Below are 18,072 nucleotides of genomic sequence, written 5' to 3'. Positions count from 1 at the left end.
CCAAAAAAGGTAATACATTGAAATAAATTATCAATTAAAAATTTTTGTGTTATGGATACTAAAAAACAAAACATAGAAAGTCTACAACTAGAATCAGAAAGGTTACTACTAAATTCTCTTTCTTACAAAGACATTCCAAAAATTATTGAGTATGCAGCAAATCCAAAAATATCAGAGAATGTAATCAATATTCCTTTTCCTTATTTTGAACAGGATGCCATTTTTTGGATAAATAGTGCAAATCAAGACCTCAAAACAGGAGAAGCATACAAATTTGCTATTCGCCTTAAAGATGATAAAAACTTAGAATTTATGGGAGGAATTGGTCTTCTAATAGACAAAAAGCACAACCGAGCAGAACTAGGTTATTGGATAGCAGAGCCTTTTTGGAGCAAAGGTTTTATGAGTGAAGCAGTAGAAAAAATACTAGAATTTGGTTTTGAAACAGTAGAACTCAATAAAATTATAGCAAATCATTTTCTAACCAACCCTGCATCTGGCAAAGTAATGATAAAAAATAAAATGATAAAAGAAGCTGAAATAAAAGAGCATTTTAAAAAGGGAGATACATATTTAGATATAATTCAATATCGCCTAACAAGAAAAGAATATCAAGAAAGTGTTTACAAAAAATAATTTCAAACATCTATTAGATTCAAGAGTACTTGAAAATGATAGGTGTTTTTTTTTGATAAAATTTCAATTCTGCTAATTTTATAAAGACTTTATTTAGAAATATTCAAAATAAGCAAAAATTACTATTACATATTGCAATGCTATTTTTTGCAGCGTACCTTTGGATACGTTTTATTCATTTGCTCAAAAACTATGTAAATAGCCTTTTAAACAGTATATTTATAGCATGTTTATAAATGAGGTTTACTCAAATAGAAAAACAAACAAAATCAGTAACGAAAGATTTATTCGATACTCTTTTATTGTTATTTTAAAATAGTAAATTTCAAACTCTTATTAATTATTTTTTAATCAACTTAACCAACTTCCTATGAATTGGATTATACGCACCCTGACAAGCAGCGTAGGCAAAAAAGTTTTGATGTCGCTAACAGGGTTATTCTTAGTAACATTTCTGATTGTTCACATGGTCGGAAATTTTCAATTATTGTATCCAGATATTAAAGGAGCAGCCGAAAGTTTTAATATTTATGCCGTTTTTATGACGACATTTCCTCTTATTAAAGTTACTTCCTATTTGCTATATGGTTCTATCTTGTTCCATGCTCTTCTTGCTCTTATTTTGACTTTACAAAACAAAAAAGCTCGTCCGACAGGATATGCTATTGATGGAAGTGCAGAAAAATCTTGGGCTTCTCGTAATATGGGTATTTTAGGAACAGTAGTTTTTGTTTTTCTTATTGTTCACATGGGTAATTTTTGGTTTCGTTATCATTTCGGAAACATGCTACCTGTAATGCAAATTGATGGTGAAATTTATAAAAATCTGTATGCCATTGTAGCAAGTTCTTTTATGGTTTGGTGGTATTCAATTTTTTATATTATTGCTATGCTTGCTGTTGGGTTTCACTTATGGCATGGTTTCCAAAGTGGTTTTCAAACACTTGGTCTCAATCATGTAAAATATACTTCTTTAGTTTCATTTTTGAGCAAAGCTTTAGCTATTGCTTTTATTGTAGGTTTTTCATCTATGCCTTTATATATGATGGCTCGTTTTGGAATAGCAAATGATTTTGAAACGGCTGCCCAACACGTAAAAGAAAGGTCTATTGAAGCAGGTGTAGAATGGAAAGTAGCTGATTGGTCAAACATGGACAGAATTCGTTCTTGGGAACAATTAGAATCAACAGCAGATGCAGAATAATTTTTAACTTGCCGTTGTTGGTGTCCTCACCAACGACAAATTAATTAGTTTTTTACTTAGAAAAATTCTAAATTAAGGTGCGTTTCAAAACTTTTTGAACAAACAAATTATTCAGTATCATAACGTTAAAGAGTTATTTCAGAAGTTTCAATTCTATTTGAACAAACTCATAACAGAAAATGTATTGCTCATAAAATACAAACAAAATAATTATGTCAGAACTCAATTCAAAAATCCCTGAAGGCTCAATCGGCGAAAAATGGGACAAACATAAATTTAATATTCGCCTCGTAAATCCTGCCAACAAACGTAAATATACAGTTATTGTTGTCGGAACAGGTCTTGCAGGCGCAGCAGCAGCAGCTTCTTTAGCAGAACTTGGCTACAATGTAAAAGCATTTACTTTCCATGATAGTCCAAGAAGAGCGCACTCTATTGCAGCACAAGGAGGAATTAATGCAGCTAAAAATTATCAAAATGATGGCGATAGTGTTTATCGTCTGTTTTATGATACTGTAAAAGGTGGCGATTATCGTTCAAGAGAAGCCAACGTACACCGTTTGGCACAAGTAAGTGTAAATATTATCGACCAATGCGTTGCTCAAGGTGTTCCTTTTGCTCGTGAATATGGTGGAATGTTAGATAACCGTTCTTTTGGCGGAGCTTTGGTTTCACGTACTTTTTATGCAAAAGGACAAACAGGTCAGCAGCTTCTTTTGGGTGCTTATTCTGCTCTTAGTCGTCAAGTAGCGACAGGAAAAGTAGAAATGCACACTCGTACAGAAATGCTTGATATCGTAAAAATTGATGGAAAAGCTAGAGGAATTATTACTCGTAATTTAGTAACTGGAGAAATCGAATCACATGCAGGACATGCAGTATTGCTTTGTACAGGTGGTTATTCAAATGTATTTTTTCTTTCTACAAATGCAATGGCGTGTAATGCAACGGCTGCTTGGAGAGCACACAAAAAAGGAGCTTACTTTGCGAATCCTTGTTATACACAAATTCACCCAACTTGTATTCCTGTTTCGGGAGACCACCAATCAAAACTTACGTTGATGTCTGAATCACTTCGTAATGATGGACGTGTTTGGGTACCTCGCAATCCAGAAGACAAAAATAAAAAGCCTTCTGAAATTGCAGAAAAAGACCGTTTCTATTATTTAGAAGAAAAATATCCTACATTTGGTAATCTTGTGCCTCGTGATGTGGCTTCAAGAAATGCAAAATATGTGTGTGATGAAGGTTTGGGAGTGGGAGCAACAGGAAAAGCTGTTTATCTTGACTTTAGAGATGCAATTAAAAGAGATGGACAAAGCAGAGTAGCAGATAAATATGGTAATTTGTTTGATATGTACAAGCAAATCACAAACGAAGACCCATATAAAGTTCCAATGAAAATTTATCCAGCACCTCACTATACAATGGGTGGTCTTTGGGTAGATTATAATCTTATGACAAATGTTGATGGATTGTATGCACTTGGAGAAGCGAATTTCTCTGATCACGGCGCAAACCGTTTGGGAGCAAGTGCATTGATGCAAGGTTTGGCAGATGGATATTTTGTTGCACCTTATACAGTTGGAGATTTCTTGGCTACACAGCCTTACCAAATTGAAGATACTTCACACGAAGCATTCGGACAAGCAAAACAAGAAGTAGAAGCAAGAATCAAAAAGGTAATGAGTATCAACGGAACGCAAACGCCTGACGAAATTCATAAAAAATTAGGTCGCATTATGTGGGATCATTGTGGAATGTCAAGAAATGCAGATGGCTTGAAATTAGCTCGTACAGAAGTTCAAAAACTACGTGAAGAGTTTTGGAATGATGTTAAAGTAGTAGGAACTGAAAATCAACTCAATGCAGAACTTGAAAAAGCACTACGTATTGCTGATTTCCTAGAACTTGGCGAACTAATGATTATTGATGCCCTTGATAGAAATGAGTCTTGTGGTGGACACTTTAGAGAAGAATACGAAATTAATGGCGAAGCAAAACGTGATGATGAAAATTATTCGTATGTGGCAGCTTGGGAATTTCCTAGAGATAGCAAAGGCGAATTTATGACTGGTGATCCAGTTCTTCATAAGGAAGAATTAGTCTTTGAAAATGTCAAACTTACTCAACGTAGTTATAAATAATAGTTTTTAATCCTCAACGACGGCAAAGTCTCGTTGACGGTTGAAAACAAGTAACAACTTTCAATTAAATAGAAATACATAAAATTATGGCAGAACAACATAATTCATATAAAATAAAAGTTTGGAGACAAGCCAATCCAAAGTCGAAAGGCGAGTTTAAAAACTATAAATTAGACGGCGTTTCGACAGACATGTCATTTTTAGAAATGATGGATATGCTCAATGAAACGCTTGTGCGAAAAGGCGAAGACCCAGTAAGTTTTGATCACGATTGTCGTGAAGGAATTTGTGGTTCTTGTGCTATGTACATCAATGGACATCCTCACGGAAATGTAAGAGGTGTTACTACGTGTCAGTTGCATATGCGTTCTTTTCCAAACAATACGACCATTACTATTGAGCCTTGGAGAGCAGCAGCTTTTCCAGTTATTAAGGATTTGACAGTAAATAGAAGTGCTTTTGATAGAATCATTCAAGCAGGAGGATACATTTCTGTAAATACAGGAAATGCTCGTGATGCTAATGAAATGCCTATTCCAAAAGAAATTGCAGATGAAGCATTCGAAGCAGCAGCTTGTATTGGTTGTGGTGCTTGTGTAGCAGCGTGTAAAAATGCCTCTGCAATGCTTTTTGTTTCGGCTAAAGTTTCACAGCTTGCACTTCTTCCACAAGGAAAAGCAGAAGCTCAAAAACGTGCTGAAAATATGGTGGCTCAAATGGATGAAGAAGGTTTTGGTTCTTGTACCAACACTGGCGCATGTTCGGCAGAGTGTCCTAAACTTATCGGTCAAGAACATATTGCTCGTTTGAATAGAGAATATCTAACAGCAAAAGTTACTTCTGATTTTGTGAAATAGTAAATCTGTCGTTGGTGGAGACACCAACAACGGCAAGCTAACATCATTAGAAGATAAATCCCAATACAGAGCAACTGTATTGGGATTTTTTCGTAGTATAAACTACTCGGTGTTGTAGTAAAAAATTGCGTTTGGTATTTTTTGGCTTGATAAATCAAGTCTCTACGTCGTTTAAACGTAGTAATTTGATTTATCAAATTGAATTTTTGATATAAAACACAATTTTACTACACAACCAAATATTCTTACAATTCAAATTAACAAATGAAATCTATTTACTATTTCTCTGTTCTATATTTGGTAATAGTTATTATCATTCATATTACTTCCTTAATCTTAATAGATACATCTTTTTTTGGTTTTTCTCTTATGGGAATTTGTCAAGTGATTTGTATTGCACTTTTTGGATGTGCTTTGATCATTGAATCAAAAAAGACAAAAAAGAAACCAGATATATTTTCTGTTTTTGAAAAATTACCTTCTTATTTCTCCAAGATAGCAATAGGTTTGGTAATGTATGTGGTATTAATTTTTTTCCTTGCTATTTATAACCCAGATGATTCATATGATAGTAAAGAAGGTATAAGAGCAGTTTTTCAAAACAATACCTATCAATTAAGAACTCGGTATGGAAAGTTTATAAAAAACATAACCGAAGAAGAGTATCATTTACATAATACAAAAGGTATCAGAGTTTTTTCAGCAGCTTGGATATTATTTGGAGGTTTAGCAGTAGCTACTCTTTATAAAAATGCACAAGAAGAAAAAGAGAGTCAAAAATAAATCATTCAGCAATTAATAATTTACAAACTTTCTCCCTCAGGATTTATCTTAAAGAAAAGTGATTTTAATTCTGTTGCATCTTCTGGTTTCATTCTTCCTGCCAAAACTAAACGAAGTTGGCGACGACGCAAAGCACCATCAAAAAGCATAATTTCTTTCTCTGTTTCGGGTTCTAGCTCAGGAACATTGATAGGATTCCCCATTTGATCGACAGCTACAAAAGTTAAGAAAGCTTTGTAAGCTAATTTTCGTCCAGAACCTTCCAAAATATTTTCTCCATACGCTTCTACATAAACTTCCATGGAAGAATTAAAGGCACGACTGACATGAGATTCTAATGTAACCACACCACCCAAAGGAACAGAAGCCTCAAACGAAACATTATCAACAGAAGCTGTAACAACAACACGATTACAATGTTTTTGTGCTGAAATAGCTGCTGCAATATCCATCAAATGCATAAGTCTTCCACCCATTAAATTATTTAGTGGATTGGTGTCATTTGGTAAAACCATTTCGGTCATTGTAACATACGATTCACTCGCTTTTTTTGACTTAGGGGGCATAAGAATAAATTTAGAAATATGAATTTAGATTTTAGAAGTCAATACAAAATAAAAAGTAATTTGAAAATGTATTTTCTCTGTGTTTTCTGTGAACTCTGTGTTTAATAAAGTATAGTGACTACAAAAGTAAGCAACAATAGTTGTTATAAGGCGTTAAAAAAAATAAATTCTTAAATAACGAATCATTTATTTAAAAAATAAGTCGTGTTTTTGTGTAAATTTATAAAATGTAGCCTATGTAGCGTACACTTTAGTGTGCGAAAATGTACTATAGACTTTAGTCTATGAAATAATGAAAAATTCTATCTATGAAAAAATATAATTCTATCAAACTATTTCTATCTGTATTATTAATTACTTTTTCCTCTTTCTCTCTAAATGTTTTTGCTCAAAATACACAAGATTTGGCATTGGCAGATGAATATTATGAACAAGGAGAATACGAAAAAGCGATTCAGTATTACGAAAAAATAGCGAAGAAAAATCCGTCAGCTTCTTATATTTACACTAATTATTTGGATGCGATGTTACGTTTGGAACAGCTAAAAGATGCAGAAAAATATATTGAAAGATGTTTGAAAGACAGACCTTTAGATCCAAAAATGAATATTGACTATGCTAAACTTCTTTTACAGAAAAGAGAAGATAAAAAAGCAGATAAACACTTCGACGAGTATATAAACTCCATAAAATCAAATTCTCATCTGGCTCGTGTGGCTGCTCGTGTTTTGGCACATGAAGGTTTTTATCAATATGCCGAAAAACTGTATTTGCAAGCACAAAAAAATACGCAAGAAAATTATGATATGGATTTAGGACTCCTCTATTTAGCGATGGGAAAACCTAAAAAAATGGTAGAACAATTCTTAATTTTACTAGAAAAACAGCCGAATGATGCACCTTATGTTCAACATCTGTTACAATCTCGTTTGTCGGAAGATGAAGAGTGGGATATGGTAGAACCGATGTTGTATGAAGCTGTACAAAAATACCCAAGCAATGAAGTTTTTAGTGAAATGCTCGTTTGGTATTTTCTTCAAAGAAAGAATTTCATGATGGCTTTTACACAAGCAAAGGCATTGGATAGAAGAAATAAATCAGAAGGCGTAAAGATTATGGAAATCGGAATGCTTGCCTACAATAATGAAGAATGGAAAAGTGCGATGACCATTTTTGGACACTTGACAGAAAATTATAAAGGAAGATTGATTTATTCGCAAGCTAAACATTTTTTGATGGAATCTAAGGAAGAATATATTAAACATCAATTTCCTATCGATAAAGAACAAATAAAATCGTTGGTTAATGATTACGAACAAACACTTGTAGAAATAGGCTGGAATCCAAGTACAGCAAAATCGGCTCGTAACATGGCTCTTTTACAGGCTTTTTACCTCAATCAAAAAGATGTTGCTATAAATACGCTCAACAAAATCACAGAAATTAGAGGTGTTCCTCATCAGCTTTTAAGTCAAGTAAAATTGGATTTGGGAGATATTTATGTTTTGAAAAATGAACCTTGGGAAGCAACTTTATTGTATTCACAGGTAGAAAAAACAGAAAAAGAAACGCCTTTAGGTTACTCTGCCAAACTCAAAAATGCTAAACTTTCCTACTTTAATGGAGACTTTAAATTAGCAAAAGCACATTTGGATATTTTAAAATTGGCTACCTCAAGAGAAATTGCCAACGATGCCATGGATTTGTCTATTTTGATTCAAGACAATACAGGTTTGGATTCTTCTGAAACAGCAATGAGAGAATATGCAGCTATTGATTTGCTTATTTTTCAACAGCAATATGAAGATGCTTTATTAGCTTACAAAAAAATGCGCTCTCACTTTGACGGACATTCTTTAACAGATGAGATTTACTGGAAAGAAGCAACTATTTTACAAAAAATGGGGCGTTTTGAAGAAGCAGTCGAAAAACTAAAAACAGTCTTAAAAATCAATCCAACAGATATTTTTGGCGATGATGCAAATTTTCTTTTAGGAAAAATTTATGAAGAAAACCTAAAAGACCAAGAAAAAGCAGAAGAATATTACAAAAAACAACTTGTAGATTATGCAGGAAGTGTTTATGTAGTAGAATCTAGAAAACGCATCAGAAGATTGAGAGGCGAAATTATAAATTAGGAAAGAATAAAAATGATTGAGATAAAAACATATTTTCAAAAACAGGTAGATATTTCTGAAAAAGATTGGGAAATATTTTCTTCGAAATTAATAAAAAGAGAGTTTTCAAAAAAAACTAATTTACTCAAAGTAGGACAAATAGAAAATTATCTTTCTTTTATAGAAGCTGGAATTATCCGTTTTTATATTCCAAAAGAAACAGAAGATTTTACATTTGGATTTGCATTCCAATCTAACTTTGTGAGTGCTTATGATTCTTTTATAACTCAAGAAGTTTCTAGTTATGAATTAGAAACACTATCAGATACAATTCTTTGGAGTTTGACTTATCAAGATTTACAACAAATTTATCAGCAAACTCAGATTGGAAACAAAATTGGAAGACTAGCGAGTGAAGAGTTGTTTTTGAAAAAATCTAAACGAGAATTATCCTTACTGAATCAAAGTGCAGAACAGCGTTATCTAAATCTGTTTACAGAACAACCTCATTTATTGCAATTTATTCCTTTAAAATATATTGCTTCTTATATCGGAATTACGCCACAGGCACTCAGTCGAATTCGCAAACGTATTTCTTAACTTAGGTTCATTGTCTTAGCTATTTTAGATAGTGATATTTGTCAAAACTTAAACATTTATCATAATCTAAATACTATATCTATGAAACCATTAGTAATTTTACTTGTCGTTTTTGTGCTTTCAATTTTTGTTATACGATTTCTTAATCAAAAATATGATGTTGTTTTGGCTGCACGAATAGCCATGTGTGCCATGTTGTGCTTTACTGCCATCGGACATTTTGCTTTTACAAAAGGAATGACAATGATGCTGCCACCTATAATTCCATTTAAAACAGAATTAATCTATTTTACAGGAGTAGTAGAAATTATTTTAGGCATTGGATTGTTAGTTCCTAATTGGAAAATATATTCAGCGTGGATTCTTATTGTCTTTTTTGTAATTTTGCTTCCTGCAAATATTTATGCAGCTATCAAACAAGTTGATTTACAAAAAGCTACTTTTGATGGCTATGGACTATCTTATTTATGGTTCAGAGTTCCGTTACAGTTATTATTTATTGTTTGGGTATATCTGAGTTCTATAAGGTTTTAACTATCTACTATTTTTAATTGTCTGACATTTGAAAGTGCTTTGACAATTTTACAAGAATATAATTCACAATTCATCATTAATAATTCATCATTCAAAAAATGCTTCATCTTCAACTCCCAACCGACCCACGCTGGACAGAATTAGCCCAAGAAAGTATCGAAGACATCTTAACAGACCACGCTTATTGCGAACAAAAAGCAGCTTCTTCTTGTATTTCTTTGATTGTAACCTACAATCATTATCCAAATCTTGTCGATACGCTTTCGCCTATTGTAGCCGAAGAGTGGTCGCATTTTGAAATGGTTTTGGAGCAACTTCGCAAAAGAAACCTAACTTTTGGAGGAAAACGAAAAGATGAATATGCACTCAAATTACGCAATTTTATGGTAAAAGGAGGAAGCGAAGAAATGCGTCTTTTGGATAATCTTTTGGTAAATGCGCTGATAGAAGCACGTAGTTGTGAGCGTTTCAAAATGCTTTCAAATACGATAGAAGACGAAGAATTAAAGAAATTTTATCGTGAACTAATGGTTTCAGAAGCCCGTCATTATACTGTTTTTATTTCTTTGGCAAAGGAATATTTACCAAAAGAAATAGTAGATAAACGCTGGCAAGAATTTTTGAATTACGAATCTGAAATTATGGAAAGTTTAGAACTTCGTGGGGATAGAATGCACTAATTTTTTTAATGATTAGCGATAAATTATCAGTTTTGAATGATTGTTATACTCAAATCACTTTCCTTCAATACAAAAACACTTATCTTCTACATATAGCGTATCATTATAAACATGAGAATCTCCTGCAAAACCTTGAAAGGAAGTTTGGTTGTATTCTTTGTAACTAGATTTTCTTGCAGCATTATATACAAGTTTTTGGTCTTTTTCAAACTCAAAAAAATCAAGATAGTTTTTCCCTTGTAAAACTACTCCTAGAACAGAGTAGCCTTCTCTATTAATTTTGTCTTTATATAATGATAGAGTACCATATATAGGGTATGACGTTTTACCAATTAAGTTCAGATTATTGTCATAAACTTTTATTTCACTTGGATATAAATAACTATGTGAAATGATTCTATTATTTTGTTTTGATATTCCTGCATTACTAAAAGGAACTATTACTTTCAAAATACTATCTCCTTTTAAATTGAAGGCTACAATTTCAGGTTCGTAGGAATGACCGACTACAGTATCTAAAGCAGATACAGTGGTTAGTAGAGTATCTCCTAACAAAACTCCTGAAACTAAATTATAACGCTTGCTTATTTTAAGATGTGTACATTTTTCATTATTACAAGAAAACAATACAAAAACTAAAAATAGGATAAATAAGCTACTGTAATTGATATTTTTTATTTTGGACATACAGTATTTTTTTATAAATATGAAAACCTATATAATCTAAATCTCTTGTAAATAATAATCCTTCATGTAATCTGTCTTTGTGTTTCATTAATCTATAACCTTCACTACCATTCAATCTTACTGTATCTTCTCCTTCAACTCCTGTTGCAATTATGATGATGTACATAGAATCTACTTTTTGATATTCGTAAGCCTTACAAACAATATTATTCGTCTTCTTAGGAAACTCAATAGTTTCAACTAACTCAAAATTTGTATCATAAATATACAAAGCAGAATAACTACTTGCATAAATTTTTCCATCATCATAAACTACACTTTTGCAATTTGGCGTTTCTGTTTTATTCAATAATTTTCCTTTTGAATCAAATAAATACAAATCACTTGTAAAATTATTGCTTGAAGTATCAGCTTCATTTTTCACTCTTCGAACTAAAGCCAATAAAGAATCTCCCAAAGTACAAGCTGAATGAACTTCATCAGAAGGAATATTTATGGTTACAATTTGCTCTTTCTTTTCTGTACAAGAAAGACAAACTAACAGCAGTAAAAAAGGAATGATTTGTTTCATTTCAATAATAACTTTGAAATACATTATTTATTATCCGAACCTTCTGAAACAGGTTTTTCTAATAAAATTTTATGACGAGATTTATTCATAATCCAAGTAGCAATCGTATCAGCCCAATATCTTGATGATTCTCGTGTTGGGTGTGCGCCATCTCTTTCTCTATCAAACTCTAAATCTTTAGATAAGAAAAAAGTATTTGAAGGCATATTTCGCTCAATAATTTCATTAATTCCTGTATCGTCTTTCCAGTTTGGAGGACCTACCCAAATAAAAGGCGTATCGCCAGCTTGTGCAATAATATCTTGAATATCTTTTTCTCGTTCGTAAATATCAGTTCTGAAAAGTTCGTTTGCTCCTAGCGTAAAAATCACAATTGTAGGCTTGTAAATTTCTATCAAACTCTTCAAGCTATCGGTTTTACTCCATTGAATGGTGAGCGAACTGTACCAAATTCTACCTTTCAAATAATGATTATTATATTCTGCATAACTTCGAAAAGCTAAATATAATCCTTCTGACATAGAGTCGCCAGTCAATAAAATACGCTGTGCTGATGTGTCAATGCTATTTTTGCGAGCTAACTCTAAAGAGTCGACAATAAAAAATGTTTGTTTGGCTAATTGTTTATATAAAAAATCAGTTGAGGGAGGCGTAAATAACTGTTTTGAATTTGGTTTTTTAATAGACAAATCAAAATCTATAGGTTTCTCATAGCTATCCATCGCATACAAACCCAAAATGACACACAAAACAACCAACCACACAGAAAATAAATTGTATAGATTAGATGTAGAAGACTTTTTTTGAGGAGAAGGGGAAAGAAAATCAGACAATTTGATGAAAGCAATTTAAGTATAACAGACTTCCCAGTCTGTTCAAAAGAAACAAAAAGAGAATCAATAAACTGAATGTTTTCTAAATTCTCTTAGAAAGTTCAAATTTATCAATTCTCTTATCAAAAAGCTATATTTTTTTATAGAAATACTGCTGTAACTCTATTTATTGATGTTTTAATGTAGCAAGCACCAACAAAAATACTTTCTAAGCAGAAATATTCATATTTTTATTGTGAAAAGACTGCCAAACATTTTCTTGATCTGCAAAAAGAACTTGATTTAAAGGACTTTTAGAAAGCCATTTTTGTAGCATTTGAGATTCTTTTTCAGTAATTTGTCCACTTAATTGTTTGGTAATGAGCTGAAGATACTTTATTTTTATTGGCATGATTGAAACAGATTTTGAAAATAATAAAAAGTAAGAAGGAATATAATTTAGTTGATATAATGACGAGTAAAACAAGAAATTGCCCTATTTGTCAAATTTTAAATTATGTTAATTTATGTAGTAGCTAATTTTAATTAAATAATGAAAGATTCTGAAAATGAGGCTTTTCAAACAGCTCATCTCACTAAAATAATTGATAAAAATGGAGAACTTATCTTTGTTCAAATTTCGGCTTCCCTTTGGAAAGAAATAGAATCAAAAGTAGAACCACTTGTTTATCAACAGCTTAAAGAGCAATTCAAAAAAGCACAAAAACAAAAATTGGACGCTGAAAGAGAAGAGTTTTCTCCCTTCGAACATATAGAAACACTGCAAGCCGAGCAATTAAACAATGACACATTTATAAAAAAACGTTTCAAGAACAGTACGGAACAATCGCAACAAGTGCAGCAATATTTATACGCTTTACAGCAAAAAATAGCCGAACATAAACCTGTAAAATAATTTTTTTTAACACAAAATTATTCTCCTTATTCATCTTTGTTCGAAAAATCATTTTGACTACCTTTGAACTTTATTTTAGAATAATTACGTTGTTGTTTGTATTTAATCAGACAACTTTATTTATATATTTATGGAATTTGCCCCTTTATCATCGTGGTTTCCAAATAATCCTAATTGGAATACTGCAGATCATCCCTTGTTTATTGCTGGACCTTGTAGTGCCGAAACGCCTGAACAATTAATGGAAACTTGTCAAGAAATAGCTAAAAATGACAAAGTTCAAGTCTTGAGAGCAGGAATTTGGAAGCCTCGTACACGCCCAAATAACTTTGAAGGAGTCGGAAAAATTGGTTTAGAATGGCTTTTAGATGTCAAAAAAGCCACTGGAAAACTTATCACTACTGAAGTTGCCAAACCCGAACATGTAGAAGAAGCTCTAAAACATGAAGTAGATATTTTATGGATTGGTGCAAGAAGCGTTGTAAATCCATTTACAATGCAAGAAATTGCTGATTCTTTGAAAGGAGTTGATGTTCCTGTTATCGTAAAGAACCCAATTAATCCAGATGTTGCACTTTGGATGGGTGGGATTGAGCGCATTCATCAAGCAGGAATAAACAAAATGGCAGCTTTGCATCGTGGTTTTTCAAGTTATGGAAATACAAAATATCGTAATGAGCCGATGTGGCAATTAGCTATCGAAATTAAAAGTAAATTACCTACTTTACCACTTCTTTGCGACCCTAGCCATATAGGAGGAAAACGAGAACTGATTTACCCACTTTCTCAAAAGGCAATGGATTTGAATTATGAAGGTTTGATGATAGAAACACACCGTAGTCCTGATGAGGCTTGGAGCGATGCTTCTCAACAAGTTACGCCTCAACGACTTGCCGAAATTTTGGATAAACTAGTTATCCGTACAGGAAATTTAGAAACACTTGAAAAAGCAGGCTTATCAGATAAATTACAAGATTTGCGTAATCAAATTGATAAAATTGATAGAGAAGTTGTTGAAAACTTTGTCGCTCGTTTGGAATTAGTTAAACAAATTGGAGATTATAAAAGAGAGAATAATTTACCTATTTTCCAATTAGATCGTTGGCAAAAAGTGTTTGAAAGCCGTCCTGAATGGGCAGAAACAATGGAAATAAATCCTGATTTTGTTTCAGCTGTTTTCAAACTTATTCATGACGAATCAATACGTATCCAAACAGAACGAAAAGAAGATTTCTAAGAAAATCTAATTATATAAAAAATGCGTCATTGATATAATTTTATTAATCAATGACACATTTTTTATGTTTCAATGTATAGAATGTTATTCTACCATAAATACTTTAGCATCAATAGTAGAGTTGAATTCTACCTTTTGTACATCAACTGTATATGCTCCTTGTGGAGAATTAACTTCTGTTTTATAAGCTACTAAAAGACCAGTATTTCCTACTTTACGATAATCTTTTATCATTATTTCTCCTCCTGCAGTTACCTCTTTAATTAAAAGTCCTGTTTTAGGGTCAAAATATTGTAAACGTTCTCCATAATCTTTGTGAGTAACTTTAACTTCAAAGACAGATTTATCTTCTACTACTTGCGCTCCTACCAATTCAATAGAATAACCATTTGCTTTATCATACTGAACATAAGGATTGATGAAGGTTTGTTCTTTGATGCTATTAGTTTGGGTAGCCGTTAATTCTTGTTTTTGTCCTTGTGTTACTACATAGGCTTTTTTGCCATCATAGACTTGTTTTATTCCACTTTTAGGAACTTCTAAAGCTAGTTTTTGCTGGTTTTGAATGAATAATTTTTGCTCTATTTGCATTCCTGAAACATTCATTACTTGTTCTTTTTTCATTGAAGTAACTTCATTCCATTTTTTACCTCCAATTTTAGTTAAGTAATTTTGGATTACTTTATCAGCTGTCATTCCAATCAGAATGCGTTGGTCTGCTTGAGCTGCCATTTCTCCAAAAGCATCATAAATTTGAATATTTCCAAAGGGAGCTAATTTTTCTATCAAAATACTTTGGTCACCTACTGCTACAATTGTTATGTTTTCAGGTTTGATATATTTTTTGGCTGCATTTTGAATATCTTCTACTGTTACAGCATTTATTTTCTGAATATAGTTGCTATAAAAATCAGAAGGTAAATTATATCTAGCAATATCAATCGCAAAATTTGCCACTGTTTGAGGATTTTCTAATGAGCGAACAAACGAACCAATCAAACTTGCTTTTACTCTTTCTAATTCAGCCTTAGAAACAGGTTCATCTTTTATACGCTTCAATTCATATAAAAATTGAACCACTGCGCTATCTGTAACATCATTTCTGACACTTGCCGACATAGTAAAAGAAGATGAAAGCTCATCAGGACTCAATGAAGAATATGCTCCATACGTATATGCCTTATCTTCACGAAGATTTTGAATAAGTCTTGCTCCAAAACCACTATTTCCCAAAATTCCGTTCATTAATCTAGCAGCAACATAATCATTACTACTCAATGGATAATAAACAGGATAAGTAACATTAATAACTGTCTGAACTGCTCCAGCACGATTTGAAATTGCCACTTGTGGTTTTTCAGCAGCTTTTGGCGAATTGTATTTGGTAGTAGGAACTTCTTTTTTCTCCCATTGAGCAAAATATTTTTCTACTTGAGCTTTAGCTTCTTCTACAGTAATATCTCCTACAATAGCCAAATAAGAAACATTTGGACGGAAATAAGTCTGATGGAAATCTTTTAAATCCTCATTTTTGACAGCATTTAAAGTAGTTTCTGTTTCTACTTCTCCATAAGGATGATTATTACCATAATTTACCTTAGAGACTACATTATTTGCAATTTGCTCTGGACTAGAAGGTAAAGATTGTAAGCTAGATAAAGATTCGGTGCGAACTTTTGCTAATTCTTCATTCGAAAAAGAAGGGTTGTAAAGAACATCTGAAAAAATAGAAAGCAAGTTATCTGAATGACGTTTTAAAGAAGAAGCATAAATACCTCTTGAATAGGTAATCAGATTTGCGCCCATAAAATCAATTTCTTCATCTAATTTTTCTTTTGTGCGTTTTTCTGTTCCACGACGAAGCATAGAACCAAACATATTGAGCATTCCGACACGCTTTCCTTCCATAATTGGATTATAATTGACAACTAAAGAATAAGAAACTTGTGGAAGTTTATGGTTTTCAACTACAAAAACTTGTAAGCCGTTTTCTAAGGTAAAGGACTGAGATTTAGCAATTTCTACTTTGTGAGCTTCTCCAGCTTTGGGAGCTTTGCTTCGATCTAATTTTCCAGTAGAGCTAGAAGGAACAGGTGTACATTGAGTAAATAAGAATGCCATTAAAACGGCAATACTTAAAATAAATTTATTTTTCATTTTTTTATATTTATGTCGTTGGTTGGGACACTAACAACGGCTAGTTAGATTTTTTTTAACACTGAAGAATGTAAAATCAATAAATTTATGTTTTTAAAAAATTCACATTACTTTTATAGATTTCTTCATAAGTTTGTCTTCTAAATTTATTTCTTAGGTAAATAATGAAGAGTAACTCTATTTTCAGGGACAAGATATTTTTTAGCTGCTTCTTGTATTTCTTCTCTTGTTACCTTCATATAATTTTCAATTTCAGTATTGATAAGATTTGCACTTCCACCATAGACATGGTTATCAGCTAACGTTTCAGCAATTCCTGCAATGGTGCTATTTTGAGTGTAAAAATTAGCTTCAAATTGATTTTTGAGCTTTTGAAATTCTCTTTCTTCAATCAACTCTTCTTTTACCTTTTCATATTCGTTGTTCATGGCTTCTTCCAACTCTAAAGGATTTACTCCCATAGAAGCAATTCCGAAGGCAAGAGCAACACTAGGATTTTGCTCTAAATCTAAAGGAAAAGCTCCTACAAAAAGAGCTTTCTGTTGTTCATCTTTTACAGACTTTGAAAGCCTTGAACTTTGTCCATCAGAAAGTAATGTAAATAGCATTTTGGTAGCATAGTAATCACTTTGTCCACGAGCAGGAACTTTAAAGGCTTGAACAACAGCAGGAAGTTGAATATTATCATATACAGTATCACGAACTTCAGCCATTTGAGGAGGCTCAACAATTTTAGGTTGTTCAACTTTTTTACCTTTCGGAATTCCTTCAAAATATTTTTCTACTAATTCCTTTGCTGTCTTTGCATCAATATCGCCAGCAATACTCACTACAGCATTATTTGGAACATAATATTTTTCATAAAAACTTTTATAATCAATTTCTTCAGCTGCATCTAAATGTTCCATCGAACCAATTACAGAAGATTTGTAAGGATGTTTGGTATAAACTCGTTTCAATGTTTCTTCTAAAATAGAACCATACGGACGATTATCAATACGCTGACGACGCTCTTCTTTTACTACTTGTCTTTGTGTTTCGATGCCTGTGCTGTCTACTCTTGCATGAAGCATGCGTTCAGATTCTAACCAAAGAGCCAATTCTAATTGATTAGAAGGCATTACTTCATAATAAAAAGTTCGGTCGTAAGTGGTATTTGCATTATTCATTCCACCTGAGTTTTCGATATAATCATCAAATTCTCCACGCTTGATATTTTTTGAGCCTTCAAACAAAAGATGTTCGAAAAAGTGTGCAAAACCTGTTCGGTTTGGTTCTTCATTCTTTGAACCTACATGATATAAAACAGTAACAGCTACGAGAGGAACAGAATGGTCTTCATGTAAAATGATGTGTAAACCATTTTTAAGCGTAAATTCTGTAAACTCAATTTTAGAACCGTCTTTAGTGTCTTTTGTATTGCTTGGAATAAAACTTCCAAAAAAAAGTATAAGTAAGACTAAACTAGATAATAAGGATTTTTTCATTTAAATATATGTGCTTATGAGGCATAAGAAAATTAGGAAGATACAAAAAAGCAGTAAAAACTACTCATTGAGTTGTTTCTA

The 18,072-nt window shown here is 32.3% G+C and carries 18 protein-coding genes; 11 read left to right on the top strand and 7 right to left on the bottom strand.

Annotated elements, in window-relative coordinates; genetic code table 11:
• The first annotated feature begins 51 nt into the window (after nucleotides 1-51).
• From V9L04_RS03270 to V9L04_RS03250, 5 genes are all read left to right on the top strand, one after another.
• A complete protein-coding gene (locus V9L04_RS03270; RefSeq protein ID WP_338792641.1) occupies nucleotides 52-636 on the top strand; it encodes a GNAT family N-acetyltransferase in 585 nt (194 codons plus the stop codon).
• Between the two features lie 370 nt (nucleotides 637-1,006).
• The gene (locus V9L04_RS03265) at nucleotides 1,007-1,840 is read left to right on the top strand and encodes a succinate dehydrogenase cytochrome b subunit (RefSeq protein WP_338792640.1); all 834 of its coding nucleotides are present in this window, start codon (nucleotides 1,007-1,009) and stop codon (nucleotides 1,838-1,840) included.
• A 212-nt stretch (nucleotides 1,841-2,052) separates the two neighbouring features.
• On the top strand, nucleotides 2,053-3,987 hold the full coding sequence (locus tag V9L04_RS03260; protein ID WP_338792639.1) for a fumarate reductase/succinate dehydrogenase flavoprotein subunit: 1,935 nt from the start codon (nucleotides 2,053-2,055) through the stop codon (nucleotides 3,985-3,987).
• 86 nt (nucleotides 3,988-4,073) lie between these two features.
• Complete coding sequence (locus tag V9L04_RS03255; RefSeq protein ID WP_338792638.1) at nucleotides 4,074-4,844, top strand: succinate dehydrogenase/fumarate reductase iron-sulfur subunit; 771 nt, start codon at nucleotides 4,074-4,076, stop codon at nucleotides 4,842-4,844.
• 264 nt (nucleotides 4,845-5,108) lie between these two features.
• Complete coding sequence (locus tag V9L04_RS03250; protein ID WP_338792637.1) at nucleotides 5,109-5,627, top strand: hypothetical protein; 519 nt, start codon at nucleotides 5,109-5,111, stop codon at nucleotides 5,625-5,627.
• Between the two features lie 20 nt (nucleotides 5,628-5,647).
• Here V9L04_RS03250 and V9L04_RS03245 read toward each other — a convergent pair whose 3' ends face one another.
• Complete coding sequence (locus V9L04_RS03245) at nucleotides 5,648-6,193, bottom strand: acyl-CoA thioesterase (RefSeq protein ID WP_338792636.1); 546 nt, start codon at nucleotides 6,191-6,193, stop codon at nucleotides 5,648-5,650.
• 308 nt (nucleotides 6,194-6,501) lie between these two features.
• On the opposite strand from V9L04_RS03245, the gene V9L04_RS03240 reads away from it, so the two are divergent.
• The 4 genes from V9L04_RS03240 to V9L04_RS03225 all read left to right on the top strand — a co-directional run bounded on the left by V9L04_RS03240 (nucleotide 6,502) and on the right by V9L04_RS03225 (nucleotide 10,124).
• Entirely contained in the window at nucleotides 6,502-8,331 is a 1,830-nt protein-coding gene (locus V9L04_RS03240; protein WP_338792635.1) for a tetratricopeptide repeat protein, read from the top strand.
• A gap of 12 nt (nucleotides 8,332-8,343) precedes the next feature.
• Nucleotides 8,344-8,910, top strand: coding sequence for a Crp/Fnr family transcriptional regulator (locus V9L04_RS03235; protein WP_338792634.1), 567 nt, complete (start codon nucleotides 8,344-8,346; stop codon nucleotides 8,908-8,910).
• Between the two features lie 81 nt (nucleotides 8,911-8,991).
• A complete protein-coding gene (locus tag V9L04_RS03230; RefSeq protein WP_338792633.1) occupies nucleotides 8,992-9,444 on the top strand; it encodes a hypothetical protein in 453 nt (150 codons plus the stop codon).
• Nucleotides 9,445-9,542: 98 nt separating this feature from the next.
• The gene (locus tag V9L04_RS03225) at nucleotides 9,543-10,124 is read left to right on the top strand and encodes a tRNA-(ms[2]io[6]A)-hydroxylase (protein ID WP_338792632.1); all 582 of its coding nucleotides are present in this window, start codon (nucleotides 9,543-9,545) and stop codon (nucleotides 10,122-10,124) included.
• Nucleotides 10,125-10,178: 54 nt separating this feature from the next.
• On the opposite strand, the gene V9L04_RS03220 is transcribed toward V9L04_RS03225, so the two are convergent.
• The 4 genes from V9L04_RS03220 to V9L04_RS03205 all read right to left on the bottom strand — a co-directional run bounded on the left by V9L04_RS03220 (nucleotide 10,179) and on the right by V9L04_RS03205 (nucleotide 12,606).
• Nucleotides 10,179-10,811: a hypothetical protein gene (locus V9L04_RS03220; RefSeq protein WP_338792630.1), complete on the bottom strand. Its 633-nt coding sequence runs from the start codon at nucleotides 10,809-10,811 to the stop codon at nucleotides 10,179-10,181.
• On the bottom strand, nucleotides 10,780-11,382 hold the full coding sequence (locus V9L04_RS03215) for a hypothetical protein (protein WP_338792628.1): 603 nt from the start codon (nucleotides 11,380-11,382) through the stop codon (nucleotides 10,780-10,782). The genes V9L04_RS03220 and V9L04_RS03215 overlap by 32 nt, the downstream gene beginning before the upstream one ends.
• Before the next feature lie 23 nt (nucleotides 11,383-11,405).
• The gene (locus tag V9L04_RS03210; protein ID WP_338792627.1) at nucleotides 11,406-12,215 is read right to left on the bottom strand and encodes an SGNH/GDSL hydrolase family protein; all 810 of its coding nucleotides are present in this window, start codon (nucleotides 12,213-12,215) and stop codon (nucleotides 11,406-11,408) included.
• A gap of 208 nt (nucleotides 12,216-12,423) precedes the next feature.
• On the bottom strand, nucleotides 12,424-12,606 hold the full coding sequence (locus tag V9L04_RS03205) for a hypothetical protein (protein WP_338792626.1): 183 nt from the start codon (nucleotides 12,604-12,606) through the stop codon (nucleotides 12,424-12,426).
• A 141-nt stretch (nucleotides 12,607-12,747) separates the two neighbouring features.
• Between V9L04_RS03205 and V9L04_RS03200 the strand changes: the two genes are divergently transcribed.
• A complete protein-coding gene (locus V9L04_RS03200; RefSeq protein ID WP_338792625.1) occupies nucleotides 12,748-13,110 on the top strand; it encodes a hypothetical protein in 363 nt (120 codons plus the stop codon).
• A gap of 130 nt (nucleotides 13,111-13,240) precedes the next feature.
• Entirely contained in the window at nucleotides 13,241-14,347 is a 1,107-nt protein-coding gene (locus tag V9L04_RS03195) for a chorismate mutase (RefSeq protein ID WP_338792624.1), read from the top strand.
• A gap of 84 nt (nucleotides 14,348-14,431) precedes the next feature.
• On the opposite strand, the gene V9L04_RS03190 is transcribed toward V9L04_RS03195, so the two are convergent.
• Together V9L04_RS03190 and V9L04_RS03185 are read right to left on the bottom strand one after the other, a co-directional pair.
• A complete protein-coding gene (locus tag V9L04_RS03190) occupies nucleotides 14,432-16,504 on the bottom strand; it encodes an insulinase family protein (protein ID WP_338792623.1) in 2,073 nt (690 codons plus the stop codon).
• A 146-nt stretch (nucleotides 16,505-16,650) separates the two neighbouring features.
• The gene (locus tag V9L04_RS03185; protein ID WP_338792622.1) at nucleotides 16,651-17,991 is read right to left on the bottom strand and encodes a pitrilysin family protein; all 1,341 of its coding nucleotides are present in this window, start codon (nucleotides 17,989-17,991) and stop codon (nucleotides 16,651-16,653) included.
• Nucleotides 17,992-18,072: the final 81 nt, after the last annotated feature.

Origin of the sequence: Bernardetia sp. MNP-M8, from assembly GCF_037126285.1 — a bacterium.
Lineage (GTDB): Bacteria > Bacteroidota > Bacteroidia > Cytophagales > Bernardetiaceae > Bernardetia.
This window is presented reverse-complemented; position numbering and strand designations above follow the sequence as displayed.